This window comes from Cupriavidus sp. 05T41, assembly GCF_056396525.1.
In genome coordinates, this window is sequence record NZ_JBFTLQ010000002.1 from 14,441 (window position 1) to 39,248 (window position 24,808).

At 68.2% G+C, this 24,808-nt stretch carries 22 protein-coding genes; 13 read left to right on the forward strand and 9 right to left on the reverse strand.

What is annotated here, in order from left to right; all coding sequences use genetic code 11:
- Positions 1-436: 436 nt before the first annotated feature.
- The 6 genes from AC1DKV_RS01380 to AC1DKV_RS01405 form a co-directional block, all read right to left on the reverse strand.
- On the reverse strand, positions 437-664 hold the full coding sequence (locus AC1DKV_RS01380) for a sulfurtransferase TusA family protein (protein WP_011297045.1): 228 nt from the start codon (positions 662-664) through the stop codon (positions 437-439).
- Between the two features lie 53 nt (positions 665-717).
- Positions 718-1,305 carry an NUDIX domain-containing protein gene (locus tag AC1DKV_RS01385; protein ID WP_441613149.1) on the reverse strand — a complete coding sequence of 196 codons (588 nt, stop codon included), beginning with the start codon at positions 1,303-1,305 and terminating at the stop codon, positions 718-720.
- A gap of 100 nt (positions 1,306-1,405) precedes the next feature.
- The gene (locus tag AC1DKV_RS01390; protein ID WP_441613150.1) at positions 1,406-2,437 is read right to left on the reverse strand and encodes a threonine aldolase family protein; all 1,032 of its coding nucleotides are present in this window, start codon (positions 2,435-2,437) and stop codon (positions 1,406-1,408) included.
- Between the two features lie 73 nt (positions 2,438-2,510).
- Complete coding sequence (locus tag AC1DKV_RS01395) at positions 2,511-2,699, reverse strand: 4-oxalocrotonate tautomerase (RefSeq protein WP_441613151.1); 189 nt, start codon at positions 2,697-2,699, stop codon at positions 2,511-2,513.
- A gap of 53 nt (positions 2,700-2,752) precedes the next feature.
- Complete coding sequence (locus AC1DKV_RS01400) at positions 2,753-3,526, reverse strand: class II aldolase/adducin family protein (RefSeq protein ID WP_441613152.1); 774 nt, start codon at positions 3,524-3,526, stop codon at positions 2,753-2,755.
- 136 nt (positions 3,527-3,662) lie between these two features.
- Positions 3,663-4,886 carry a YbfB/YjiJ family MFS transporter gene (locus AC1DKV_RS01405; RefSeq protein ID WP_441643185.1) on the reverse strand — a complete coding sequence of 408 codons (1,224 nt, stop codon included), beginning with the start codon at positions 4,884-4,886 and terminating at the stop codon, positions 3,663-3,665.
- Between the two features lie 204 nt (positions 4,887-5,090).
- Between AC1DKV_RS01405 and AC1DKV_RS01410 the strand changes: the two genes are divergently transcribed.
- The 3 genes from AC1DKV_RS01410 (at position 5,091) to AC1DKV_RS01420 (ending at position 8,335) form a co-directional block, all read left to right on the forward strand.
- A complete protein-coding gene (locus AC1DKV_RS01410) occupies positions 5,091-5,954 on the forward strand; it encodes a LysR substrate-binding domain-containing protein (RefSeq protein WP_441613154.1) in 864 nt (287 codons plus the stop codon).
- A 108-nt stretch (positions 5,955-6,062) separates the two neighbouring features.
- Positions 6,063-7,571: an NfeD family protein gene (locus AC1DKV_RS01415; RefSeq protein WP_441613155.1), complete on the forward strand. Its 1,509-nt coding sequence runs from the start codon at positions 6,063-6,065 to the stop codon at positions 7,569-7,571.
- A 2-nt stretch (positions 7,572-7,573) separates the two neighbouring features.
- Entirely contained in the window at positions 7,574-8,335 is a 762-nt protein-coding gene (locus AC1DKV_RS01420) for a slipin family protein (RefSeq protein ID WP_441643187.1), read from the forward strand.
- Positions 8,336-8,498: 163 nt separating this feature from the next.
- On the opposite strand, the gene alaS is transcribed toward AC1DKV_RS01420, so the two are convergent.
- A complete protein-coding gene (gene alaS / locus AC1DKV_RS01425; RefSeq protein WP_441613157.1) occupies positions 8,499-11,123 on the reverse strand; it encodes an alanine--tRNA ligase in 2,625 nt (874 codons plus the stop codon).
- 335 nt (positions 11,124-11,458) lie between these two features.
- Between alaS and AC1DKV_RS01430 the strand changes: the two genes are divergently transcribed.
- From AC1DKV_RS01430 to AC1DKV_RS01440, 3 genes are all read left to right on the forward strand, one after another.
- On the forward strand, positions 11,459-12,679 hold the full coding sequence (locus AC1DKV_RS01430; protein WP_441613158.1) for a CaiB/BaiF CoA transferase family protein: 1,221 nt from the start codon (positions 11,459-11,461) through the stop codon (positions 12,677-12,679).
- Between the two features lie 152 nt (positions 12,680-12,831).
- Entirely contained in the window at positions 12,832-13,284 is a 453-nt protein-coding gene (locus AC1DKV_RS01435; RefSeq protein ID WP_441613159.1) for a DUF2214 family protein, read from the forward strand.
- 99 nt (positions 13,285-13,383) lie between these two features.
- Positions 13,384-14,391 (forward strand): tripartite tricarboxylate transporter substrate binding protein, encoded by a 1,008-nt coding sequence (locus tag AC1DKV_RS01440; RefSeq protein ID WP_441613160.1) that lies wholly within the window; start codon positions 13,384-13,386, stop codon positions 14,389-14,391.
- A 48-nt stretch (positions 14,392-14,439) separates the two neighbouring features.
- Here the strand turns inward: AC1DKV_RS01440 and AC1DKV_RS01445 are convergent, their stop codons facing one another.
- Positions 14,440-16,182, reverse strand: coding sequence for a potassium/proton antiporter (locus AC1DKV_RS01445; protein ID WP_441613161.1), 1,743 nt, complete (start codon positions 16,180-16,182; stop codon positions 14,440-14,442).
- Positions 16,183-16,528: 346 nt separating this feature from the next.
- Here AC1DKV_RS01445 and AC1DKV_RS01450 point away from each other — a divergent pair, with 346 nt between their 5' ends.
- Positions 16,529-16,990, forward strand: a complete 462-nt coding sequence (locus AC1DKV_RS01450) for a tripartite tricarboxylate transporter TctB family protein (RefSeq protein WP_441613162.1) — start codon at positions 16,529-16,531, stop codon at positions 16,988-16,990.
- 12 nt (positions 16,991-17,002) lie between these two features.
- Positions 17,003-18,505 carry a tripartite tricarboxylate transporter permease gene (locus tag AC1DKV_RS01455; RefSeq protein WP_441613163.1) on the forward strand — a complete coding sequence of 501 codons (1,503 nt, stop codon included), beginning with the start codon at positions 17,003-17,005 and terminating at the stop codon, positions 18,503-18,505.
- A gap of 108 nt (positions 18,506-18,613) precedes the next feature.
- On the opposite strand, the gene AC1DKV_RS01460 is transcribed toward AC1DKV_RS01455, so the two are convergent.
- Entirely contained in the window at positions 18,614-19,498 is an 885-nt protein-coding gene (locus AC1DKV_RS01460) for a LysR substrate-binding domain-containing protein (RefSeq protein ID WP_441613164.1), read from the reverse strand.
- Between the two features lie 193 nt (positions 19,499-19,691).
- Here AC1DKV_RS01460 and AC1DKV_RS01465 point away from each other — a divergent pair, with 193 nt between their 5' ends.
- The 5 genes from AC1DKV_RS01465 (at position 19,692) to AC1DKV_RS01485 (ending at position 24,804) form a co-directional block, all read left to right on the forward strand.
- A complete protein-coding gene (locus AC1DKV_RS01465) occupies positions 19,692-20,669 on the forward strand; it encodes a Bug family tripartite tricarboxylate transporter substrate binding protein (RefSeq protein ID WP_441613165.1) in 978 nt (325 codons plus the stop codon).
- Between the two features lie 69 nt (positions 20,670-20,738).
- Positions 20,739-22,364, forward strand: a complete 1,626-nt coding sequence (ggt, locus tag AC1DKV_RS01470; protein WP_441613166.1) for a gamma-glutamyltransferase — start codon at positions 20,739-20,741, stop codon at positions 22,362-22,364.
- A gap of 198 nt (positions 22,365-22,562) precedes the next feature.
- A complete protein-coding gene (locus tag AC1DKV_RS01475) occupies positions 22,563-23,423 on the forward strand; it encodes a PhzF family phenazine biosynthesis protein (RefSeq protein ID WP_441613167.1) in 861 nt (286 codons plus the stop codon).
- Between the two features lie 122 nt (positions 23,424-23,545).
- Positions 23,546-24,163: a pyridoxamine 5'-phosphate oxidase family protein gene (locus AC1DKV_RS01480; RefSeq protein ID WP_477137355.1), complete on the forward strand. Its 618-nt coding sequence runs from the start codon at positions 23,546-23,548 to the stop codon at positions 24,161-24,163.
- Between the two features lie 23 nt (positions 24,164-24,186).
- Positions 24,187-24,804 (forward strand): FMN-binding negative transcriptional regulator, encoded by a 618-nt coding sequence (locus AC1DKV_RS01485; RefSeq protein ID WP_441613169.1) that lies wholly within the window; start codon positions 24,187-24,189, stop codon positions 24,802-24,804.
- Positions 24,805-24,808 lie beyond the last annotated feature (4 nt).

Genomic DNA, 24,808 nt, shown 5'->3' on the forward strand with positions numbered 1-24,808 from the left:
GCTGGTTTCGTGGTGGGCGCGGTGGCGCCCACATGAGAGTAAAGAGCACTCAACCACCTGCGCCCCGGTCCACCACGCCCACCACGAAAACACCAGGGTGCTATCTCGTGGCGGCCCGAGTCGGTAACGGCAGATGCCCGAACAAGCAGTGCACCAGCAATCAGGGGCATCACCACGAAACCGGCACCGCCCGCAGCTTAGTGGCCGCCCGAGCCGGTACCGGCAGATTCCAGCAGAACCACCGCCCCCACCACGAATCCGCAAACCGGGTAACCCCTAAATGCTTCTGCCCCTCCGGCCAGGAGTCCGCTTTCTTGGCCTACTTTCTTTTCGGACAAAAGAAAGTAGGTCGCGCCGGGGGCGCGAAAGCCTTTGACTTTGATGTTGATTTTGACTTTAACGTTGACTTTGACTTAAAAGCCAAACCCAACACCCCTCACCGCCTCCGCATATAAAACACAAACACCTTGTCCACTTCCTGATGCGACAGCAACTCATTGCCAGTCTGCTTGGCAAACGCCTGGAAATCGCGCGTGGCGCCCGGATCGGTGGCAAGTACCTTGAGGACATCGCCGCTGGCCATGTCGGCCAGCGCCTTCTTGGTGCGCAGGATCGGCAGCGGGCAGTTCAGGCCGCGCGCGTCCACTTCTTTCTGGAACTCCATTCCTCTCTTCCTTTGTCTTTGTGTCCCGGCTCTTTATCCAGGACACTGAGTATTCACGGCCTGTATTGTAGCGAAGCACCGGGCAGGCCGAAGGCGTCGCGCTTGCGCGGGTCGGGAATGTCCTCGCCGGTGTTGCGGTCGAAGAAGCGCACCGGGTGGCCGCGCGAGGCCAGCCAGTCTGCCACCGCGAAGCCGGTGCCCGCCGACCAGATCCGCATGTCCTCGGGCGCCACCAGCTTGTAGTCGGCCAGTTCCTCGGATAGCGCGATCTGGCCGCTGGCCTGCACATGGTAGGCGATGATCAGCTCGTTCTTGCGCATGAACTCGTAGACCCCGATCAGCGACACCGCGTGGGCGTCCAGGTTGGTCTCTTCCTTGAGTTCGCGCGCCACGCCCTGCTCGGGCGTCTCGTCGCGCTCCAGGAAACCCGTCACCAGGGCGAACATCTTCTCGGGCCACGCGGCGTTGCGCGCCAGCAGCAGCTTGCCCTCGTACTCCACCACCGCGGCCAGCACCGGCAGCGGGTTGTTCCAGTGGACGAATCCGCATTCGGGCTGCACGCAGGCATCGCGCTCGCGCCCGGAATGCGGCAGCACTTCCAGCGGCGAACCGCATTGGGGGCAGTAACGGTAATAGGACATTGCGAAGCTCCTTGTCTTTCAGCCTTGCCGGCTTTGTTGTGTTTGTCGGGTCGTCAGCTTGTCACGATGCCTGCTTTCCTGCGTTCTTGCTTGCCGGCGCTCAGGCGGCGCAGGCGTCGCGCATGTCGGCGGCCAGCGCTTCCACCGTTTCCGGCTGCAGGTCCCACGAGCACATGAAACGGCAGCCGCCCGCACCGATGAAGGTGTAGAAGCGCCAGCCCTTCGCGCGCAGCGTTTCGATGGCCGCCAGCGGCAGTTCGGCGAAGACCGCATTGGACTCGGTCGGGAACATGATGCGCACGCCGGGGATGGTGGCGATGCGCTCGTGCAGAAGCTGGGCCATGGCGTTGGCATGGCGAGCGTTGGCCAGCCACACGTCGTTCTCCAGCAGGCCCAGCCACGGCGCCGAGATAAAGCGCATCTTGGAGGCCAGTTGCCCGGCCTGCTTGACACGGTAGGCGAAGTCCTCGGCCAGCCTGCGGTCGAAGAACACCACCGCCTCGCCCACCGGCAGGCCGTTCTTGGTGCCGCCGAAGCACAGCACATCGACCCCGGCGCGCCAGGTGATTTCCGAGGGATGCACGCCCAGCGACGCCACCGCGTTGGCAAAGCGCGCCCCGTCCATGTGCACGCGCAACTGGCGGCGCTTGGCGATGGCGGCGATGGCGCGCACCTCCTCCACCGTGTACACGGTGCCGACTTCGGTGGACTGCGTCAGCGACACCACCTTGGGCTTGGGATAGTGGATATCGGAGCGGCGCGTGACGAGCGCTTCCACGGCGTCGGGGGTGAGCTTGCCGTTGGCGCCCGGCGCGGTCAGCAGCTTGGAGCCGTTGGAAAAGAACTCAGGGCCGCCGCATTCGTCGGTTTCGATGTGCGCCAGTTCATGGCAGATCACCGAATGGTAGGACTGGCACAGCGCCGACAGCGCCAGCGAATTCGCCGCGGTGCCGTTGAAGACGAAGAAGACTTCGCAGTCGGTCTGGAACAGGTCGCGGATGCGGTCGCAGACCTTCTGGGTCCAGGAGTCGTCGCCGTAGGCCTGCTCATGGCCGCTGCCATTGGCTTCGAGGAAATACTTGAGCGATTCCGGGCAAAAGCCGGCGTAGTTGTCGGAGGCGAAGTGCTGCATGGAGGGAAAAGTCCGTGGCGGGTGGATACGTGCTGTGGTCAGCGCGGGCGGAGCGCGCAAGGTCCGCCCGTGCTCACTTCTTGTCGGCCCACAGTTCGCCGCCGGTGGACCAGTTCTCGCGCTTGATGTCGGTGATGATGATATCGACCGCCGAAGCCGAGCAGCCCAGCGTTTCGCAGGTGACGCGGGTGACTTCCTCGACCAGCTTGCGCTTTTGCTCGATGGTGCGGCCTTCGAAGAGTTCTACATGGTATGTCGGCATGGCTAGGGTTCCTCTTGGGTATCGGGGGAGCGGGACCAATGCGCTCGCGCGCGTCAATCGCGGTAGGAAACATCGATTCTATCGAGTTTGCGCAGCAATGACGGCCATTCGAGCCCGCCTTCCAGCGCGCCGTTGTCGTCGAGCTGCGCCGATGCATGCACCGCCACGGCGGGCGGCGGCTGCACGACTTCGCCGCCCGCCTGCGCCGCGATCTGGATCTCGCAGGCCTTGATCAGCGTGGCCATCAGCACATAGGCCTCGGCCACGGTGCGGCCCACCGTGAGCGTGCCGTGATTGCGCAGCAGCATGGCAGGCTGCGCGCCGAGCGAAGCGGTCAGGCGCTCGCCCTCGGCCGGCGTGAAGGCCAGGCCTTCGTAGTCGTGGTAGGCCAGCCGGCCATGGAAGCGCATGGCGTGCTGCGACAGCGCGAGCAGGCCGCGGGCCTGGGCCGACACCGCCACGCCGGCGGTATTGTGCAGGTGCATCACGCATACCGCGTCGGGCCGCGCGGCGTGCACCGCGCCATGCAGCGCAAAGCCGGTGACGTTGACCGGGTGCACGCTCTCGCCCACCACCTCGCCGCGGCCGTTGATCTTGACCAGGTCGCTGGCGCGGATCTCGTCGAAGGCAAAGCCAAACGGGTTGATCAGGAAATGATCCGGCTCGCCCGGGACGACCGCGGAGATATGCGTGTAGATCAGGTCATCCCAGCCCTGCAGCGCGCACAGGCGGTAGGCGGCCGCAAGATCGGCGCGCATGCGCGCCTCGGCCGGCGTGGCGGGCTGGGTGGCGCCGGTGGCGCGGGCAGGCTGCAGGGAAAAAGACATGGAATCGGCTCCTGCGCCACGCGCGTCCGGGCGGCCCGGACGGCGCTCCCGGTGGCAGCGCGCGCGGCGAAGGCGATACTGTAGCGCAAGCCCCGCAGCCCCGTCAGGCGGCGCCCGGGCAGGCCCGCGGGCGCGTCTAGCGCGCAGGCGCGCGCGCCATCCAGGCGAACACCGCGCTGCCCGTCAGCAGGGCCGCGACCGCACAGCACAGGGAGGCGGCAAAGCCGCCGCTGCGTGCCACCAGCGCCGTGGCCAGCGGCGGCCCCACGATCTGGCCCAGGCCGTAGCTGGCGGTCATCAGCCCCATCAGGCGCTGGGCCTGGCCGCCCCACAGGCGCCGCGCCTCGCGCATCGCGAACGACACCAGCGCGTTGAACGGCAGCCCCGCCAGCAGGCTGCTGAGCGCGAATCCGGTCACTGTCGGCCATACCACCGCGACCGCCACCCCCGCCGCCTGCATGGCGTAGGTAAAGGCCAGCAGCTTGCGGTTGTCGCACTCCACCCGCACGCGCGAGGCGACGAAGGCGCCCACGGTCACGCCGGCGCCGAAGATGGGCCAGAACAGGTCGGCCCATACCGAGCCGGGCATGGCCTGGCGCGCGATCACGGGCAGGAAGGTGGCGGTGATGATGTAGCCGAAGCCGGCCAGGCCGTAAGCCAGCGTCAGCAGCCAGGTCTCGCGGTCGAGCCTCGGCACGGCGGATGCCGCAATCGCGGCCGCCGCGGGCACCGGGCCGGCCGGTGGCGCGCCGCGGGGCGCCGGCCGGAACACAGGCCAGACCATGCCGACCAGGACGGCGCCCAGCAACCCGAAGGCCAGCCAGGCCCAGCCCGCGCGCCAGCCGGCGCCGACCATGCCGAAGGCCGAAACGCCCGTCAGCACGATGCCGATGCCGGGCCCGCAGAAGATCAGCCCGCCCAAGGGCGCCCGGCCCATCTCTGCCAGCCGGTGCATGCACCAGGCCGTGCCGTAGACCATCACGAACGCGCTCGCCACGCCCGCCGCCGCGCGCCACACGCCCCACGCCGCCATGCCGCCGGGCGCGGCCATGCCCAGGGTCAGCAGTACGGTGGCGACCAGGCCGAGCCTGACCATGCGCGCCGGCTCCGGGCGGATGAACAGGCACACGGCGGCGCCAGCGAAATAACCCAGGTAGTTCAGCGTCGCCAGCCATCCGCCCTCGCCCAGCGTGACGCTGGCGTCATGCAACATCATCGGCAGCAGCGGCGTAAAGGCAAAGCGGCCTATGCCCATCGCCACGCCCAGCGCAACCAGGCCGGCCAGCGCCACGGTCCAGATGCCGGGCTGGACGTGCGCCGGCGCGAGCGCGGCGGCCAGGCGGTGGTCAGCGCTGCCCATCCGCGCGGCCTCCCTGGAAGAGACGCCGCAGGCACGGGACGATGACGGTGGGGAATGTGAAGTCCATCGCCGCATGCTACGCTCAGGACACGCGACCGAAAAATGAATAATTGAGAACGCAACGATCTTCCGGCGAGATGGATGAGGCGTTCCCATCCGGACTTCCTTCCGGCGGCGCGTGGAACCGCTAGCAAGAGCATCGCAATGGACCTGGCTTCCCTGGAAATCTTCCGCTGCGTCGTCGAAGAAGGCGGCGTCACGCGCGCCGCGGCGCGCCTGCACCGAGTGCAATCCAACGTCACCACCCGCATCCGCCAGCTGGAAAGCTCGCTCGGCGTGGAATTGTTCCTGCGCGAAGGCAAGCGCATGGTGCTGACACCAGCCGGGCAGACCCTGTTCGACTACGCACGGCGCGTGCTGGACCTGGCCGAGGAAGCCCGCCACGCGGTGCTGCCGGCCAAGCCCCAGGGCCGCCTGCGCATCGCCTCGATGGAAAGCACGGCGGCCAGCCGCCTGCCCTCGGTGCTGGCCGCCTATCACCAGGCCTGGCCCGAGGTGCAACTCGAACTGGTGACGCTGACTACGCGGCAGGCCTTGCAGGCGCTGGGCCGCTTCGAGGTGGATTGCGCCTTCGTGGCAGAGCCGCTGGACGACCCTGCCCTGGCCTGGCTGCCGGCCTTCCAGGAGGAACTGTTGCTGATCGCGCGCGAGCAGCACCCGCCCATCGGCTGCGCGGCCGACCTGGAAACCCGCACCATGCTGGCCTTCGATCCGGGCTGCAACTACCGCATGCGGCTGGAGACCTGGCTGGCCGCGGGCAACAGCCCGCCGCGCCGGGTGCTGGAACTGGGCTCGTACCATGCCATCATCGCCTGCGCCGCGGCGGGCATCGGCGTGGCCATCGTGCCGCGCTCGGTGCTGGGCCTTTACCGCGACCTGCCCAAGATCAGCGTGCACACGCTCGGCGCCGCCGGCAAGGTCGATACCGTGCTGGCCTGGCATCCGGCCATGGCCAGCACCGCGCTGGCGGCGCTGGCCGACAGGTTCCGGCTGGCCGCCGCGGCCTGAGCCCGCCCGGTCGGCGGCCGGACGGGGCCGCGCGCCCGGCAGGATGTGCCCGTTCGCCTACACTGGAAGTGGCGCCGCGTGTGCACTCACTGTGCCGGCGTCCCTGCCATGAAGCATGCCCCGATGCACTTGCGATGGCTTGCCGCCGGCACCCGGCTGGCCGCGGCCGCTGCATTCGCCGTCACCCTGGCCGTCCTTGCCATCGTAGTGCCGGCAACGACGTGGTCCGCGACGCAGGCCGCCATGGCCCCCGCCACGCCGGCCGCCCCGGTAGTCGTGATCCCGCTCAAGGGCGCCGTCGGCCCGGCCAGCGCCAGTTTCATCGTGCGCGGCATGGCCCGCGCCCGCGACGGCGGCGCCCAGCTGATCGTGCTGGAAATGGACACGCCCGGCGGGCTGGACCTGTCGATGCGCGAGATCATCCAGGCCATCCTCGCCTCGCCGGTGCCGGTGGCGAGCTACGTCTACCCGGGCGGCGCGCGCGCGGCCAGCGCCGGCACCTACATCCTCTACGCCAGCCATATCGCCGCGATGGCGCCGGGTACCAATCTGGGCGCGGCCAGCCCGGTGCAGATCGGTATTGGCGGCACGGGCGGGCCGCAGAAACCGGAAGCCACGCCCGCCTCGGCGCCGGCCAGCACGCCCCAGCCACAGGACACCATGGAGCGCAAGCAGATGCACGATGCCTCCGCCTATATCCGCGGGCTGGCGCAGCTGCGCGGGCGCAATGCCGAATGGGGCGAACGCGCGGTGCGCGAGGCGGTCAGCCTGTCGGCCAGCGAAGCCGTGGAACAGCACGTGGCCGACCTGGTCGCGCCCGACCTGCCGGCCCTGCTGCGCGCGGTGGATGGCAGGCGCGTGCAGGCCGCCGGCGTGGAGCGCGTGCTGCGCACCGCGCAGGCGCCGGTGCAGGTGCTGGAGCCGGACTGGCGCAGCAGCTTCCTGGCAGTCATCACCGAGCCCAGCGTGGCGCTGATCCTGATGATGATCGGCATCTACGGCCTGATCTTCGAGTTCTCCACGCCGGGCATGGTGTTGCCCGGCGTGGCCGGCGCGATCTGCCTGCTGCTGGCGCTGTTCGCGCTGCAGATGCTGCCGGTGAACTACGCCGGGCTGGGACTGATCGCGCTGGGCATCGGCTGCATGGTGGCGGAGCTGTTCCTGCCAACCTTCGGCGCGCTCGGCGTGGGCGGGATCATCGCCTTCATCTTCGGCGCGGTGATGCTGATCGACACCGAGGTGCCTGGCTTCGGCATCCCGCTGTGGCTGATCGGCACGCTGGCGCTGGCCAGCGCCGCCTTCCTGCTGGGAGTCTGGACGCTGCTCTGGCGCGCGCGGCGCATGCCTTCGGTCAATGGCGGCGATGCCATGATCGGCACGCCCGGCGTGGTGCTGGACTTGCTGGACGGCGACGCGCGCGAAGACGGCTGGGCCGAGGTGCGCGGCGAGCGCTGGCGCGTGCACGGCATGCTGCCGCTGCAGCGCGGCCAGCGGGTGCTGGTCACCGGGCGCAGCGGGCTGCTGCTGGAAGTGCGCGCCATCGATGATGCCGCCGCGAACGCCGCAGGCACGGCGGGCGCGGCCGGCACGATCAATCCATCCACTCGAGGAGCATGATCATGGCATTCGGATTCAGCGCGGGCGGTCTCGTCTTCCTGGTCGCCCTGCTCATTGTCTCGTCCATCCGCGTGCTGCGCGAATACGAGCGCGGCGTGGTGTTCATGCTGGGCCGTTTCTGGAAGGTGAAGGGGCCGGGCCTGGTGATCCTGATCCCTGCCGTGCAGCAGATGGTGCGCGTGGACCTGCGCACAGTGGTGATGGACGTGCCGCCGCAGGACGTGATCTCGCGCGACAACGTCTCGGTCAAGGTCAACGCGGTGGTGTACTTCCGCGTGATCGATCCCGAGCGCGCCATCATCCAGGTGGCGAACTTCCTCGAGGCCACCAGCCAGCTGGCGCAGACCACGCTGCGCTCGGTGCTGGGCAAGCATGAGCTCGACGAGATGCTGGCCGAGCGCGAGCAGCTCAATATCGATATCCAGAAGGCGCTCGACGCCCAGACCGACAGCTGGGGCATCAAGGTCTCGAACGTGGAGATCAAGCATGTCGACCTCAACGAGACCATGATCCGCGCCATCGCGCGCCAGGCCGAGGCCGAGCGCGAACGGCGCGCCAAGGTGATCCACGCCGAAGGCGAACTGCAGGCTTCCGTGAAGCTGCTGGAGGCAGCGCAGATGCTGGCCCGCGAGCCACAGGCAATGCAGCTTCGCTACCTGCAGACGCTCACGCAGATTGCCTGCGACAAGAGTTCGACCATCGTGTTTCCGCTGCCGATCGACATCCTCACGCTGGTGGGCAAGCTCAGCCGGCAGGGGACATGATGAAGCAAGGGGACGTGAAAAAAGGCGCCGCAGCGCCTTCCTCCCGTCCCGCGTGACTAAGCGTGACAAACATGCCACCGGTGGTCTTTCCTCTCCCCATGAGGGCAGAGGAGGCCAGGACATCAGGCAGTGCCGACGTCCCTGGCCGGCCACGACGAAAGCATCACACCTTCGCCGCCACCCACTCGCCGACACCTGCCAGCGCCTTCGGCAGGTTGGCCGGCTCGGTGCCGCCTGCCTGGGCCATGTCGGGGCGGCCGCCGCCCTTGCCGCCGACCTGCTGGGCGACAAAGTTGACCAGCTCGCCGGCCTTGACCTTGCCAGTCGCGTCGGCGGTGACGCCGGCGATCAGGCTGACCTTGCCGTCGGCCACGGCGCCCAGCACGATGGCCGCGCTGCCCAGCTTGTCCTTGAGCTTGTCCATGGTCTCGCGCAGCGTCTTGAGGTCGGCGCCGTCGAGCTGGGCTGCCAGCACCTTGATGCCCTTGACGTCGATGGCCTGCGCGGCCAGCTCGTCGCCCTGCGAGGCGGCCAGCTTGCTCTTGAGGCGCTCCAGTTCCTTCTCCAGCGCGCGCACCTGCTCCTGCACCTGGCCGATGCGCGGCACCAGTTCGGACGGCTGCGCCTTGAGCGCGGCGGCGGCTTCGTTGAGCTTGGCGTCGAGCGCCTGCAGGTAGTGCAGCGCGTTGTCGCCGGTGATGGCTTCCACGCGGCGGATGCCGGCGGCCACGCCGCCTTCCACCACGATCTTGAACAGGCCGATGTCGCCGGTGCGCGCCACGTGGGTGCCGCCGCACAGTTCCTTCGAGCTGCCGATCGACAGCACGCGCACGTCGTCGGCGTACTTCTCGCCGAACAGCGCCATGGCGCCGCTCTTGACGGCATCGTCGAAGGGCATCACCTCGGCGCCGGTGGCGGCGTTCTGCAGGATCTCGGCGTTGACGATGTCCTCGACCCGGCGGATCTGCTCGTCGGTCATCGGCGCGTTGTGCGAGAAGTCGAAGCGGGTCTTGTCGGCATCCACCAGCGAGCCCTTCTGCTGCACGTGGGTGCCCAGCACTTCGCGCAGGGCCTTGTGCATCAGGTGGGTGGCCGAGTGGTTGCGCATGGTGCGCGCGCGGCGCTGCGCATCCACCTGCGCGCCGACGCTGTCGCCCACCTTGAGCGCGCCGCCCGCCAGGGTGCCCTGGTGGCCGAACACGTCGGCCTGCACCTTGGTGGTATCGGCCACGGCGAACACGGCGCTGCCGCTGCGCAGCTCGCCCTGGTCGCCGGCCTGGCCGCCGGATTCGGCGTAGAACGGGGTGTTGTCCAGCACCACCACGCCGGTCTGGCCGGGCTGCATGGTGTCGACGGCGGCGCCGTCCACGTACAGCGCGGTGATCCGGGCGGCTTCGACGGCGAGCTGGTCGTAGCCGTGGAAGGTGGTCTTGTCGCCGTTGTATTCGAGGCCGGCGGCCATCTTGAACTTGCCGGCGGCGCGGGCCTGCTCGCGCTGGCGGTTCATGGCAGCGTCGAAGGCGGTCTCGTTCACCGTCATTTCCTGCTCGCGGCACACGTCCTGCGTCAGGTCCAGCGGGAAGCCGAAGGTGTCGTGCAGCTTGAAGGCGAGTTCGCCGTCGAGCACGGTGCCGCCCTTGGCCTTGACCTCGGCCAGCGCCGCGTCGAGGATGGACATGCCATTCTCGATGGTCTCGAAGAAACGTTCCTCTTCGGCCTTGAGCACTTCGATCACGCGCGACTCTGCCTCGGCCAGCTCGGGATAGGCCTGGCCCATCTGCGCCACCAGGTCCGGCACCAGCTTGTGGAAGAACGGGGTCTTGCGGCCCAGCTTGTAGCCGTGGCGGATGGCGCGGCGCACGATGCGGCGCAGCACGTAGCCACGGCCTTCGTTGCCGGGGATCACGCCATCCACGATCAGGAAGGAGCAGGCGCGGATATGGTCGGCGATGACCTTGAGCGAGTTGTTGTTCAGGTCGGTGATGCCGGTCTCGCGCGCGGCGGCCTTGATCAGCGCCTGGAACAGGTCGATCTCATAGTTGCTGTGCACGTGTTGCAGCACCGCGGCGATGCGCTCCAGGCCCATGCCGGTGTCGACGCAAGGCTTGGGCAGGCGCGGCATATTGCCTTGCTCGTCCCGGTTGAACTGCATGAACACCAGGTTCCAGATCTCGATGTAGCGGTCGCCGTCTTCCTCGGGCGATCCCGGCGGGCCGCCCCACACGTCCGGGCCGTGGTCGTAGAAGATCTCCGAGCACGGGCCGCAGGGACCGGTGTCGGCCATCTGCCAGAAATTGTCCGAGGCGTAGCGCGCGCCCTTGTTGTCGCCGATGCGCACGATGCGCTCGGCCGGCACGCCGACTTCCTTGGCCCAGATGTCGTAGGCCTCGTCGTCTTCCGCGTACACCGTGACCCACAGCTTGTCGGCGGGCAGCTGGTACACCTTGGTCAGCAGCTCCCACGCGTACTGGATGGCCTCGCGCTTGAAGTAGTCGCCGAACGAGAAGTTGCCGAGCATTTCGAAGAACGTGTGGTGGCGCGCGGTGTAGCCCACGTTCTCCAGGTCGTTGTGCTTGCCGCCGGCGCGCACCGAGCGCTGCGACGACGTGGCGCGCGTGTACGGGCGCTTGTCGGTGCCCAGGAACACGTCCTTGAACTGCACCATGCCGGAGTTGGTGAACAGCAGCGTCGGATCGTTCCCCGGCACCAGGCTGGACGAGCGGACCACGGTGTGGCCCTTCGATTCGAAGTACTGCAGGAACTTGCTGCGGATGTCGGAGACTTTCATGTTCTGGGCAGGGCGTCCCGCGGCGTGGCAGGTCGCTGTCGGTCAGGATGGATTTGCAAACCATTGATTATACGGGGAAGCCTGCTGCCGCGGCGCGCCGCCGGGGTTTCGTGGCGCATGCGCGCCGGCGCCCGCCCGGCCGGGCCGCGATGTGCTCCCGGGGGCCTGCCGGTGGTAAAGTGCTGGCTGTCCCGGCCGGACACCCCTGGCGCCGCCCTCAGCGCCGCCCCGGTCACCCCGCAAGCCGCCCTGCATCCGGCACGAGCCAGGCAGGAACCAGACGGCGGGGCCGCCCGGCCTTCCCTTGCCACCCCTTCCGGATTGCATCACACCCCATGGGAGCCTTAAGCCACCTCCGCGTCCTCGACCTGACCCGCGTCCTCGCCGGGCCCTGGTGCGCCCAGAACCTTGCCGACTTCGGCGCCGACGTGATCAAGATCGAGCGGCCCGGCGCCGGCGACGACACCCGCACCTGGGGCCCGCCCTGGCTGCAGGACGCGGACGGCCGCGACACCGCGGAAGCCGCCTACTACCTGGCCGCCAACCGCAACAAGCGCTCGGTCACCTGCGACATCAGCACGCCCGAAGGCCAGGAACTGGTGCGCGCGCTGGCCGCCCAGAGCGACGTGGTGCTGGAGAACTACAAGGTCGGCCAGCTCAAGAAGTACGGCCTGGACTACGAATCGCTCAAGGCGGTGAAGCCGGGCCTGATCTATTGCTCGGTGACCGGCTTCGGCCAGACCGGCCCCTACGCGGCGCGCCCGGGCTACGATTTCATCATCCAGGGCATGGGCGGCTTCATGAGCCTGACCGGCGAGCGCGACGACCTGCCCGGCGGCGGCCCGCAGAAGGCCGGCGTGGCCATCTCCGACCTGATGACCGGCCAGTACGCCACCATCGCCGTGCTGGCGGCGCTGGCGCACCGCGAGCGCACCGGCGAAGGCCAGTACATCGACATGGCCCTGCTCGACGTGCAGGTCGCCATGCTGGCCAACATGAACACCAACTACCTGGCCAGCGGCGTGGCGCCGAAGCGCTGGGGCAACGCGCACCCGAACATCGTTCCCTACCAGACTTTCCAGGCCGCCGACGGCTGGATCATCGTGGCGGTGGGCAACGACGGCCAGTTCCGCAAGTTCGTGACCGCGGGCGGCCACCCCGAGCTGGCCGACGACCCGCGCTTCGCCACCAATCCGCAGCGCGTGGCGCAGCGCGACGTGCTGGTGCCGATCCTGGCCGAGATGGTCAAGCCGCGCACGCGCGCGCAGTGGATCCTCGACCTGGAAAGCGCCGGGGTGCCGTGCGGTCCGATCAATACGCTGGACGACGTGTTCGACGATGCCCAGGTCAAGGCGCGCGGCCTGCGCGTGGACCTGCCGCACCCGAGCGCCGGCGAGGTCAAGCTGGTCGGCAGCCCGATCAAGATGAGCGCGACCCCGCCCGAGGCGGTGCGGCATCCGCCGCTGCTGGGCGAACACACCGACGCGGTGCTCGAAGGCATGCTCGGCTATAGCCCTGAGCAGATCGCAGCGCTGCGCGCCAAGGGCGTGCTGTAAAGGCTTTGCCGTCCGTCCCGCAAGGCGGCGGCCGGCCTTGGCCCGTGCCGGATCCGGCAGCAAAGCAGCAAAGCAGCAAATGAAGCACAAACCGATGACCTGACCCGCGCGCCGCCGGCCGGCGCCTGCCCATACCCACGAAAGGAGTTTGGATGCTGACCGACGCCCTGCTGGCCTTCCTGCACTTTGCCTTCATCTTCGCCCTGATCGCGCTGCTCACGGCCGAGGCCGTGATCATGCGCACCGGCCTCACGCCGGCCACGCTCAGGCGGATCTCGATCTACGACCTGGTCTACTTCCTGTCAGCCATGGCGGTGCTGGCGACCGGCCTGCTGCGCCTGTTCTACGGCGCCAAGGGCATGCAGTTCTACCTGCACAACCCGTGGTTCCACGCCAAGATGACCGTGTTCGTGGTGATCGCGCTGTGTTCGCTGCCGCCCACCTTCGCCATCCAGCGCTGGCGTCGCCAGGCACGCACGGCGCCGGACTTCGTGCCGGCGGCGGCGGAGCTGAAGAAGGCGCGCCGCTGGGTCATGATCGAAGCCCACCTGCTGATCCTGCTGCCGCTGTGCGCGGTGATGATGGCCCGGGGCATCGGCATCTAGGCGGCCCGTCGAAAGAGAGCCGGGACCGCCGCGCTTTCGGGCAGCCTCCCAACCCACCAGAATTCCCATACGTACCCCGCAACTCCAATGCGCATTTCCATGTTCAAGCAACAATTCGCCGCCGCGTTGCTGGCGTTCGGCGCCCTTGGCGCACTCGCCGCCGCGCCGGCCGTGGCTTCCTCGGCCTACCCCGTCAAGCCGCTGAAGTTCGTGGTGCCCTACCCCGCCGGCGGCCCGCTGGATACCGTGGCGCGCGCCATCGGCGACAAGCTCAAGGACAGCCTGGGCCAGCCGGTAGTGGTGGAGAACCGTCCCGGCGCCGGCGGCAATATCGGCGCGGACTACGTCGCCAAGCAACCGGCGGACGGCTACACCATCGTGATGGGCGCGGTGGCCACGCACGCCATCAACCCGTCGCTGTTCGCCAGGATGCCGTACGACCCGGTCAAGGACTTCAGCCCGGTCACCCTGGTGGCGGACGTGCCAAACGTGCTGGTGATGCACCCCGGCAAGGCCGCCGAGCTGCACATCACCGACCTGCGCGAGCTGGTGGAATACGCCCGCAAGAACCCCGGCAAGCTGGACTACGCCTCGGGCGGCAACGGCAGCGCCGGGCACCTGTCGGGCGAGTTGTTCAAGAGCATGGCCAAGGTGAGCATGGTCCATATCCCGTACAACGGCGCCTCGCCCGCGCAGTTGTCCGTGCTGTCCGGCCAGACCGACATGATCTTCGACAACCTTGCCTCGGCCTCGGCCAATATCAGGGCCGGCAAGCTCAAGGCCTTCGCGGTGACCACGGCGGTGCGCGCCGCGGCCTTCCCGGAGCTGCCGACCATTGCCGAAGCCGGCAAGGGCCTGGGGCTGGAAGGCTTCGATATCTCGACCTGGTTCGGCGTGTTCGCGCCGGCCAATACGCCGCGCGAGATCGTCGACCGCCTCAACCACGACATCGTGGCCATCCTCAAGACCGACGACATGAAGGCCCGCCTGGCCCGCATCGGCGCGCAGCCGGCGCCGACCACGCCCGAGCAGTTCGGCGCGCTGGTGCAGCGCGAGCTGAAGAAGTATGCGCAGATCGTGAAGGTGTCCGGCGCGAAGGTGGATTGACGACGGGCGCCGGCCGCGCCGGCGAGGGCGCGCAATGCGCCCCGGCCCTCAGCCTTCCGCCGCTCGCGCGCCGCGCGCCGTGCGCGGCAGCAATAGTCCGACCTGGATGATGCGCGGCCCGTCCATCCGCGTCACGGTCAGCTTCAGGCCGGCGATCTCCACCATATCGCCTTCGACCGGCGGCGACGTGAAGGCCGCCTGCATGGCCGCCTCCAGCGTCAGGCCAGCCTCCGCCGCACCCAGTTCGCGCGTGCCGTAGAGCCCCGCCACATCGCGCAGCATGGCCTCGCCGGACAGCAGGAAATCGTGGCTGGCCTTGCCCCAGGCCGGCGCCGGGCCGGGCTTGCGGAACAGCAGCGCCAGCATCGGCACGCTGGTGCCGGGCGCCAGGATGGAGACCACGTCGCCGGCGCGCAGCACGGTCTGCTCGGGCGCTGCCAGCGCCTTGTCGCGCACCACCGTCAGCAAACGGCAACGCGGCGGCAGTTCGAGCTGGTCGGCACGCAGGCTCTCGGCCGGGGCATCGCGCTCCACGGCGAACTGCATCACCTCGAGCGCGGGGCCGTGGGTGCCATGCAGGCGGGCGCGCGCGAGCGGCTCGGGGTATGCCGGCCGCAGCACACGGGCCAGGCGCGCCGCGAACGGCACCGTGGTGCCCTGCAGCAGCAGGCTGGCCAGCACCACGGCGAAGGCGACGCGGAACAGCAGGCCCGCGTCGGGCAGCCCTTGCAGCAGCGGGAACAGCGCCAGCACGATCGGCACCGCGCCGCGCAGGCCCATCCACGCCATGAAGCCCTTCTCCCGCGCGCTGAAGCGGAACGGCAGCAGCGCCAGCCAGACCGCGGCCGGGCGCGCCACCAGCATCAGGAAGGCCGCCACGGCCGCGGCCGGCCCCGCCACTTCCCAGATCCGGTGCGGCGCCACCAGCAAGCCCAGCAGCAGGAACATCACCGACTGCGACAGCCAGGCCATGCCGTCCATCGCGCGCATGGCGTCCGCGCTGACCGCGCGCTCGCGGTTGCCGACCAGCACGCCGGTCAGGTAGACCGCCAGGAAGCCGCTGCCGCCGGCGCTCTGCACGATGGCGAACACCATGGCGCCGCCCGAGCACAGCAGGATGGCCTGCAGCCCCTCGGCCACGCGGATGCGCTCCATCACATTGGCCAGGCAGTAGCCCAGCCCCATGCCCAGCACGCCGCCCACGCCGAACTGCACCACCAGCCGCCACAGCAGGGCGCCCGGAGTCAGGCCGGCGGGCGCGCCGATCCACTCGATCAGGGTCAGGGTCAGGAAGATCGCCATCGGGTCGTTGATGCCGGATTCGATCTCCAGCACGCTGGCGACCCGCTCCTTGAGGCGGATGCCGCTGGTATTGAGCAGCGAGAACACCGCCGCGGCATCGGTGGAGCCGACGATGGCGCCCAGCAGCAATCCGAGCTTCCAGTCGATCTCCAGCACCCAGGCGGCGAACAGCCCTACCAGGCCGGTGGTGACCAGCACGCCCACCGTGGCCAGCGCCAGCGACGGCTTGAGCGCCACGCGGAACGTGGTCAGCCTGGTGCGCAGGCCGCCGTCGAGCAGGATCACCGCCAGCGCCAGGTTGCCGACCAGGAAGCTCAGCCAGGTATTGGAGAAGCGGATGCCACCGGGGCCGTCGACGCCGGCCAGCATGCCGACTGACAGGAAGACGAGCAGGAAAGGCACGCCGAGGCGCGCGGAGAAAGCGCCCACCACGATGCCCAGGGACATCACGACGGCGCCGATCAGGATGACATGGTCGATGCTTTCCAAAGCGGCTTTCCTTTCAGCGCCGTGCTGCATTGCCCACATGCCCGGAGGGCGGCGAGCCGCGGCATGGCGGCCAACGATGATAGCGCAGCCCATTGCCGGCACGACCGCGCCGGGCCGCCCCGGGCGGGGCGCCCCGGTGCCGTCGCGGATCGGCTGGAAGCGATCCGTATGTCGCCTAGGGAGATACCCGCAGATTGACCATTTCACAAGACATCTGAAAGGTAGCTGAAAGGTCCGCCCCTTACTTTCCACCCTGCCCGCGGCAGGTCGGTTTGGCGTGTCACTTTGATGCGCCGCAGCAGCGCCCGCCGCCCGGATTTCAAGCAGCTTTTCGAGGAGAATCATTTTGCGCATACGTAGCCAAAAGGACTTTGCCTCCGGCCTGATGTTCATCCTGGTCGGATTCGGCTTTTCCTGGGTCGCACGCGGCTATTCCATGGGAACCGCCGCCAAGATGGGTCCGGGATATTTCCCGTTCTGGCTCGGCGTCGTGCTCGCCTTGCTGGGCGCACTGGTGCTGTGGAGTTCCCTGTCCGCCAAGAAGGAAGAAGACCAGCTGGCGCGCTGGGATATCAAGACGCTGCTGTGGATCCTGGGCGCGGTGGTGCTGTTCGGCCTCATGCTCAAGCCGCTTGGCATGGTGCTGTCCGTACTGGTACTGGTGCTGGTGTCCTCGATGGCCAGCCATGAATTCAGCTGGAAGGGTGCCGTTCTCAACGCCATCATCCTGGTGGTGATCAGCATGGGCGCCTTCGTCTACGGCATCAATCTTCAGATGCCGGTGTGGCCGGCATTCTTGGCAGGATAAGGAGACGGCCATATGGAACTACTCGCCAACCTGGGGCTGGGCTTCTCTACCGCCCTGACCCTGCAAAACCTCGCATACGCCTTCCTGGGCTGCGTGCTGGGTACCCTGATCGGCGTGCTGCCGGGCCTGGGGCCTCTGGCCACCATCGCCATGCTGCTGCCGGTGACCTACACGCTGCCGCCGGTGGCCGCGCTGATCATGCTGGCCGGTATTTACTACGGCGCGCAATATGGTGGCTCCACCACCGCCATCCTGGTCAACCTGCCGGGTGAATCGTCGTCGGTGGTGACTACCATCGATGGCTACCAGATGGCCAGGCGAGGACGAGCGGGGGTGGCGTTAGCCACCGCCGGCCTGGGCTCGTTCTTCGCCGGCTGCGTGGCAACCCTGATCCTGGCTGCGTTCGCCGCGCCGCTGTCGGAACTGGCATTCAAGTTCGGCCCGGCCGAATACTTCTCGCTGATGGTGCTGGGCCTGATCGGCGCCGTGGTGCTGGCTTCGGGTTCGCTGGTCAAGGCCATCGCCATGATCGTGCTGGGCCTGCTGCTGGGCCTGGTCGGCACCGACGTGAACTCGGGCGCCGCGCGCTTTTCCTTCGACGTGCCTGAACTGACCGACGGACTGAACTTCGTCTCGGTGGCCATGGGTGTGTTCGGCTTCGCGGAAATCATCGCGAACCTGGAACAGAAGGATGCCCGCGAAACCTTCACGGACCACATCACCAACCTGTTCCCGACCAAGGCCGACTTCAAGCGCATGATTCCCGCCGTGTTGCGCGGTACTGCGCTCGGCTCTCTGCTGGGCATCCTGCCGGGCGGCGGTGCGGCACTGGCGTCGTTCGCGGCCTACTCGCTGGAGAAGAAGACCTCCAAGTATTCCCACGAATTCGGCAAGGGCGCCATCGAAGGCGTGGCCGGTCCGGAATCGGCCAACAACGCCGCGGCGCAAACCTCCTTCATCCCGCTGCTGACGCTGGGCATTCCGCCCAACGCCGTGATGGCGCTGATGGTGGGCGCGATGACCATCCACAACATCCAGCCGGGTCCGCAGGTCATGACCAGCAACCCCGCGCTGTTCTGGGGCCTGATCGCCTCGATGTGGATCGGCAACTTCATGCTGATCATCCTGAACCTGCCGCTGATCGGGATCTGGGTGAAGCTGCTCAAGGTGCCTTACCGCTACCTGTACCCGGCCATCCTGACCTTCTGCTGCATCGGCGTGTACTCGGTCCAGAACACCACGTTCGACGTGTTCCAGACCGCTGCCTTCGGCGTGATCGGCTACCTGTTCATCAAGCTGAAGTGCGAGCCGGCGCCGCTGCTGCTGGGCTTCGTGCTGGGACCGATGATGGAAGAGAACTTCCGCCGTTCCCTGCTGCTGTCGCGTGGCGAGTTCAGCGTGTTCCTGACCCGCCCCCTTTCGCTCGGCCTGCTGATCGCCGCTGCCGTGCTGGTGCTGATCGTGGCGCTGCCGTCGATCAAGAACAAGCGCGAAGAAGCGTTCCAGGAAGAATAAGCAGGACAACAAGCAACAACAGCAAGACCATCGAAGGGCGCCGCGAGGCGCCCTTTTTTCGTTTCCCGCCCGCCTGTCCGTGGGCCGCGGGAATCGGCGTCCCGCGCCTCAGGCCCCGAACAGCCCGGCGCACGCCTCGCGCACGGCCGCCGTGATATGCCGGCGCGCATGATCGCGCCGCTCCAGCATGCCGATGGTGCGCAGCACGGGCGCGCCGCCCACCGCCAGCGGCAGGATGCGCAAGGCGTCGTCGTCCAGCCAGCGCGCGCGCTGCAGCAGCGGCACCACGGTGACGCCGACCTCCTGGCGCACCAGCTCGACCAGCGCCTCGATCGAATTCAGCTCGAGGAACTCGTTGACGCGCAGGTGGGCGCGGCGCAACGCGCGCTCCACCAGCATGCCGGTGCGCTGGCCGCGGTCGAAGCGCAGGAACGGGTTGGCGGCCAGCGCCTCGCGGGCCGTCGCGCCAGGGCTGCTGAGCCCGGCGATGGCCACCAGCGGTTCGCGGTAGAGCGGCGTCCACACCAGGGTGCCGGGCAGGCGGCCGGCGCCTTCGACCAGCATGGCGGCGTCCAGCTCGCCGGCTTCCACCTGGGCGGCCAGCTCGAGGGACTTGGCGCCGACCAGGCGCACGTCCAGCGCAGGGTATTCGCGCTTCATGCGTGCCACCACGTGCGACAGGCCGCCCATCACCGAGACCACGGCGCCCACGGCCACCGCGCCGGCCATGGCGTCGGGCGCCTCGGGCGGCAGGCGCATCTCGTCGTACAGCGCCAGCATGCGGCGCGCCTGCGGCAGCAGTTCGCGTCCGCCTGCGTTGAGCGCCACTACCCTGCCGCCGCGGTCGAACAGTTCGCGGCGCAGCTCCATCTCCAGCGCACGCATCTGCAGGCTGACCGCGGCCTGGGTCAGCGACACCTGCTCGGCGGCGGCGACAAAGGAGCCGTGGTCGGCCACGGCGACGAAGGTACGGAGGAAGCGGATGGTGCTCATGAAATCGGCGCCATAAAAGCGCCCTTTAATCCACTAAATAACTTAAGAAAATATTGAGACACACAAAAGAAATATTAGCTTTCATTACGATGTAGCGCACGGAATAATGATGCAAAGCATCATCGAATCGCGTGCGGCGGCCAGCCCTGGGGCAGTTGCCGCCTGCCCCTGCCTTCCAGTTCCGGAGAACACCATGAAACACTGGCTGCGCCTGCTCGGCACGAGCCTCGCCACCGGCCTCGCACTGAGCGCGGTGCCGGCTCTCGCCGACACCTACCCGAACAAGCCGATCCGCCTGATCGTGCCGTTCCCGGCCAGCGGCGCCACCGACCTGCTGGCACGCGCCATCGCCCAGAAAGTGGGCACCAGCATGGGCCAGCAGATCGTGGTGGACAACCGGCCCGGCGCGGGCGGCGCGATCGGCTCCGACATGGCGGCCAAGGCGCCGGCGGACGGCTACACGCTGCTGATCGCCACCACCAGCACGCACTCGATCGGGCCGTATATCAACACCCGCCTGCCCTACAACACCGAAACCGACTTCACGCCGATCGGCCAGGTGGCCATCGCCACCAATGTGCTGGTGGTGCCGAACAGCCTGCCGGTGAAGAACGTCAAGGAACTGATCGACTACGCCAAGAAGCATCCCGGCGAGCTGAACTACGCTTCGAGCGGCAACGGCACGGTGGTGCACCTGACGGCCGAGGCCTTCAAGGCGCAGGCCGGCGTGTTCATCACGCACATTCCCTACCGCGGCACCGCGCTGGCCGTGCCCGACCTGATCTCCAACAAGGTGCAGGTCCTGTTCGACAGCATCGTCTCGGGCCTGCCGCACGTGAAGGACGGCAAGCTCAAGGCGCTGGCCGTGACCAGCCTGAAGCGCTCGCCGCTGGCGCCGGAGATCCCCACGGCCAGCGAGTCCGGCCTTCCGGGCTTCGAATCCGACACATGGTTCGGCATCTATGGCCCGAAGGGCATGCCGGCCGACCTGGTGAACCGCCTCAACGCCGAGTTCAACAAGGCGATCCAGTCGCCTGACGTCAAGGAGCGCCTGGGCAAGCTGGGCGCCGAGCCGGTCGGCGGCACGCCGGCGCAGTTCGCCGCGATGGTCAAGAAGGACAGCGCGCGCTGGGGTAAGCTCATCAAGGATCGCAAGATCACCGTCGAATAAGAGGTCGGTTCAAGCCACCTCCGTGGCGGCGCCGCAGGCGCGCCGCCCGCGCAAGCAACCGAGACAAGCATGCAGAATTTCAACTGGACCAACCCCTACCCCTCCGTGCGGATCCCGCTGTTCGCGCGCAACGTGGTGTCCACTTCGCATCCGCTGGCGGCGCAGGCCGGCCTGCGCATGCTGCTCAAGGGCGGCAACGCGGTGGATGCGGCCATCGCCGCGGCGGCGGCCATCACCATCGTCGAGCCGGTCTCGTGCGGCCTGGGCAGCGACGCTTTCGCCATTCTCTGGGACGGCAAGGAACTGCACGGCCTGAACGCGTCCGGCGTGGCGCCGGCGGCCTGGAGCCCCGAATATTTCAAGAACAAGTACGGCACGGACGCCAACGGCATCGCCAACCGCCCGGTGCGCGGCTGGGACGCCGTCACCGTGCCCGGCGTGATCGCCGGCTGGGCCGCGCTGCACGAGCGCTTCGGCAAGCTGCCGTTCGCCGACCTGATGGAGCCTGCCATCGAGATCGCCGAGCGCGGCTATGCGGTGCCGCCGGTGGTGGCGCACAAGTGGGCCGCGGCCGTGCCTGAACTGAAGGACCAGCCCGGCTACGCCGACACCTTCATGCCCAACGGCCGCGCGCCCAACGTGGGCGAGAAGTTCACGCTCAAGGCCGCCGCCGAGACGCTGCGCAAGATCGGCGCCACCAACGGCCGGGCCTACTACGAAGGCGAGATCGCCGAGCGCATCGCCGCCTTCAGCAAGGAATGCGGCGGCGCCATGACCGCCGCCGACCTGCGCGACTACAAGCCGGACTGGGTCAAGCCGATCAGCAAGTCCTATCGCGGCTATGAGATGCACGAGATCCCGCCCAACGGCCAGGGCATCGCCGCGCTGATGGCGCTCGGCATCCTCGACCAGTTCGACGTGGGCTCGCTGCCGGTGGATTCGGTGGAGTCGCAGCATCTGCAGATCGAAGCGATGAAGCTGGCCTTCGCCGACCTCTATCGCTACGTGGCCGATCCGCGCAGCATGGAAGTCACGCCCGAGCAGATGCTGGACGACGCCTACCTGAAGTCGCGCGCCAAGCTGATCGACATGCAGCGCGCCACGCATTTCGACTTCGGCATGCCCAAGGTGGGCGGCACCATCTACCTGACCGCCGCCGACGAGAACGGCATGATGATTTCCTTCATCCAGTCGAACTACATGGGCTTCGGCTCCGGCGTGGTGGTGCCCGGCACCGGCATCAGCCTGCAGAACCGCGGCGTGGGCTTCTCGATGGACCCGAAGTCCGCCAACGTGGTGGCAGGCGGCAAGCGTCCCTTCCACACCATCATCCCGGCCTTCCTGACCAAGGGCGGCCAGCCGGTGATGAGCTTCGGCGTGATGGGCGGCGACATGCAGCCGCAGGGCCATCTGCAGACCGTGGTGCGCATGGTGGACTACAACCAGCAGCCGCAGGCCGCATGCTGCGCGCCGCGCTGGAAGGTCAACCGAGACTTCACCCTGGACGTTGAATCCACCATGGATCCTGCCGTGGTGGCCGCCCTCAAGGCGCGCGGCCACCAGCTCAAGTCGGTCGACGACCCCTACATGGACTTTGGCTCCGGCCAGTTCATCTGGCGTATGTCCGACGACGCCGAACACGGCTACGTAGCCGCCAGCGATAGCCGGCGCGATGGGCAGGCAGTCGGTTTCTGAATCGGTTTCTGAGTCCCCGCAAGCAGTACTGGGAGGGCGCCCCCGGCAACGGGGGCGCCTTTTTTCTTGGCGGGCCGGCGCGCGACTGTCCGCAACTGGCCTGCCCGGCGTCGGCATGACTGTGCATGGCGTACGCGCGCCGGCACCTTAGACTGTGATGTCCGCCATCCATGGCCCGGCGCATTCCCCGGGAACAGCATGACCACCTACGCCTACCGCCTGCTCAACGTGTTCGCCGAATCGACCTTCGGCGGCAATCCGCTATGCGTGTTCGAAGACGCGCGCGGGCTCGACGACGCCACCATGCAAGCGCTGGCGCTGCAGTTCAACCTGTCGGAAACCACCTTCATCCTGCCGTCGGAGCGGGCTGCCGCCCAGGTGCGCATCTTCACCACCGGCTACGAGATGCGCTTCGCCGGCCATCCCACGCTCGGCACCGCCCACGTGGTGCGCGAACTGGCCGCCGCCGGCGATGCCTTCTCGCTCGAATTCAAGGCGGGAGTGGTGCCGGTCACCGCGCAGGGCGACATCTGGACCTTCACCGCGCCGCACGCGGGCGCGCCGCGTACCGCGCCGGCCGGCCTGCCGGACGCGCAGATGGCTGGCCTGCTCGGCCTGACCGCAGCGGACCTGCTGGCGCCGCCGATGTGGGTCGATACCGGCGCCGACCAGTTGCTGGTGCCGCTGCGCAGCGTGGACGCCGTGCGCCGCGCCCAGCCCGACGGCAGCCGGCTCGAAGCATGGCCGCAGAGCAGCCTGGGCCGCAAGACCGCTTATGTGTTCGCCTTCGATCCCGCGCAGCCCGGCCAGGTCGAGGCGCGCTACTTCTTCACCAAGCAGGGCGGCGGCGTGGCGGAGGACCCGGGCACCGGCTCGGCCTGCGCCAACCTGGGCGGCTGGATCGTCGCCAGCGGCCGCGACCTGCCCGCCACCTGCCGCATTGCCCAGGGCGAGGCCGTGGGCCGTCCGTGCGCGCTGCACCTGGAGGTCACGGCCGACAAGGCCATCCGCGTGGGCGGGCGCGTGATCGAGCTGGGCCGCGGCACAGTCACGCTGTAGCGCCGGGCACGCGGCGCGATTGCGGTACAGTGAGGCACTGTCCCGCAATCGTCCCGCAGCGTCTCGGGAAACCAAAAGAAACAAGCGTAGCGATGCCCCGGCCGCCGCGCATGCTCCTCGCCATGAACCCATACGCCATCACCACGCTGGCCGAGCTGGAAGCGCGCTACGCCGACGCCGCCGAAGCTTCGCTCGCCAAGGAAGTCAGCTACCTGCACCCGCTCTACCGCGCCTTCATCGAAGCCGCCCCGCTATGCCTGCTCTCTACCGTTGGCAGCAGGCATGCCGAATGCTCGCCGCGCGGCGACGCGCCCGGCTTCGTGCAGGTGCTGGACGAACGCACCCTGTTGCTGCCCGACCGCCGCGGCAACAACCGCATCGACAGCCTGCGCAATATCGTGGCCGATCCGCGCGTGGGACTATTGTTCGTCATTCCCGGCGTCAACGAGACCATTCGCGTGGCGGGCACCGCCACCATCTCGGTGGACCCCGCGCTCATCGCGCGCTGCGTGGTCGATGGCAAGGCGCCGGCGACGGTGCTGGTGATCGCGATCGAATCGGTGTTCTTCCAGTGCGCCCGCGCGCTGGTGCGCTCGAAACTGTGGGCCCCGCAAAGCCAGGTGGCGCGCGCCAGCCTGCCGAGCAACGGCACCATCCTCGCCACCCTGAGCCACCACACCATCGACGGCGCCGCCTACGACGAGACCCAGCCCGCACGGCTGCAACAAACCCTGTATTGATCCCGCCCGATCACCACGCGCCCATGTACACGCCATCCCACTTTGCCAGCACCGAAGCCGACGCCATCGACGACGTCTTGCGCGGCTACCCGTTTGCCACCCTGGTCGGCAACGATGCCGACGGCATCCCGTTCGCCACCCACTTGCCGGTGGTTGCCGAACGCGCCGGCGACAGCTGGCAGGTCGAAGGCCATATGGCGCGCGCCAACCCGCACTGGCGCTGGCTCGAACAGAACCCGCGCGCGCTGCTGGTGTTCCAGGGGCCGCACGGCTACGTATCGCCCGCGTTGTACGAGCAGAAACTGTCGGTGCCGACCTGGAACTACGTCGCCGTGCACGTCTACGCGGACATCGCCACCATCCATGACGCCACGGAGAAGGACGCACTGCTCAAGCGCCTCATTGCCCGCAACGAGCCCGCTTACGCCGCGCAGTGGCGCGCGCTGCCGGAAGACTTCCAGCAGAAGATGCTGGGCGCGATCGTGGGCCTGCGCATCGTGCCGACACGCATCGAAGCCAAGTTCAAGCTGAGCCAGAACCGCCCTGCCGCGGACCGCGAACGCATCCTCGCCGCCCAGCAGGAAGGCAGCCCCCTCGAACGCGACATGGCGCAATGGATGGCGCGCATGACTGGCGCATGACTGG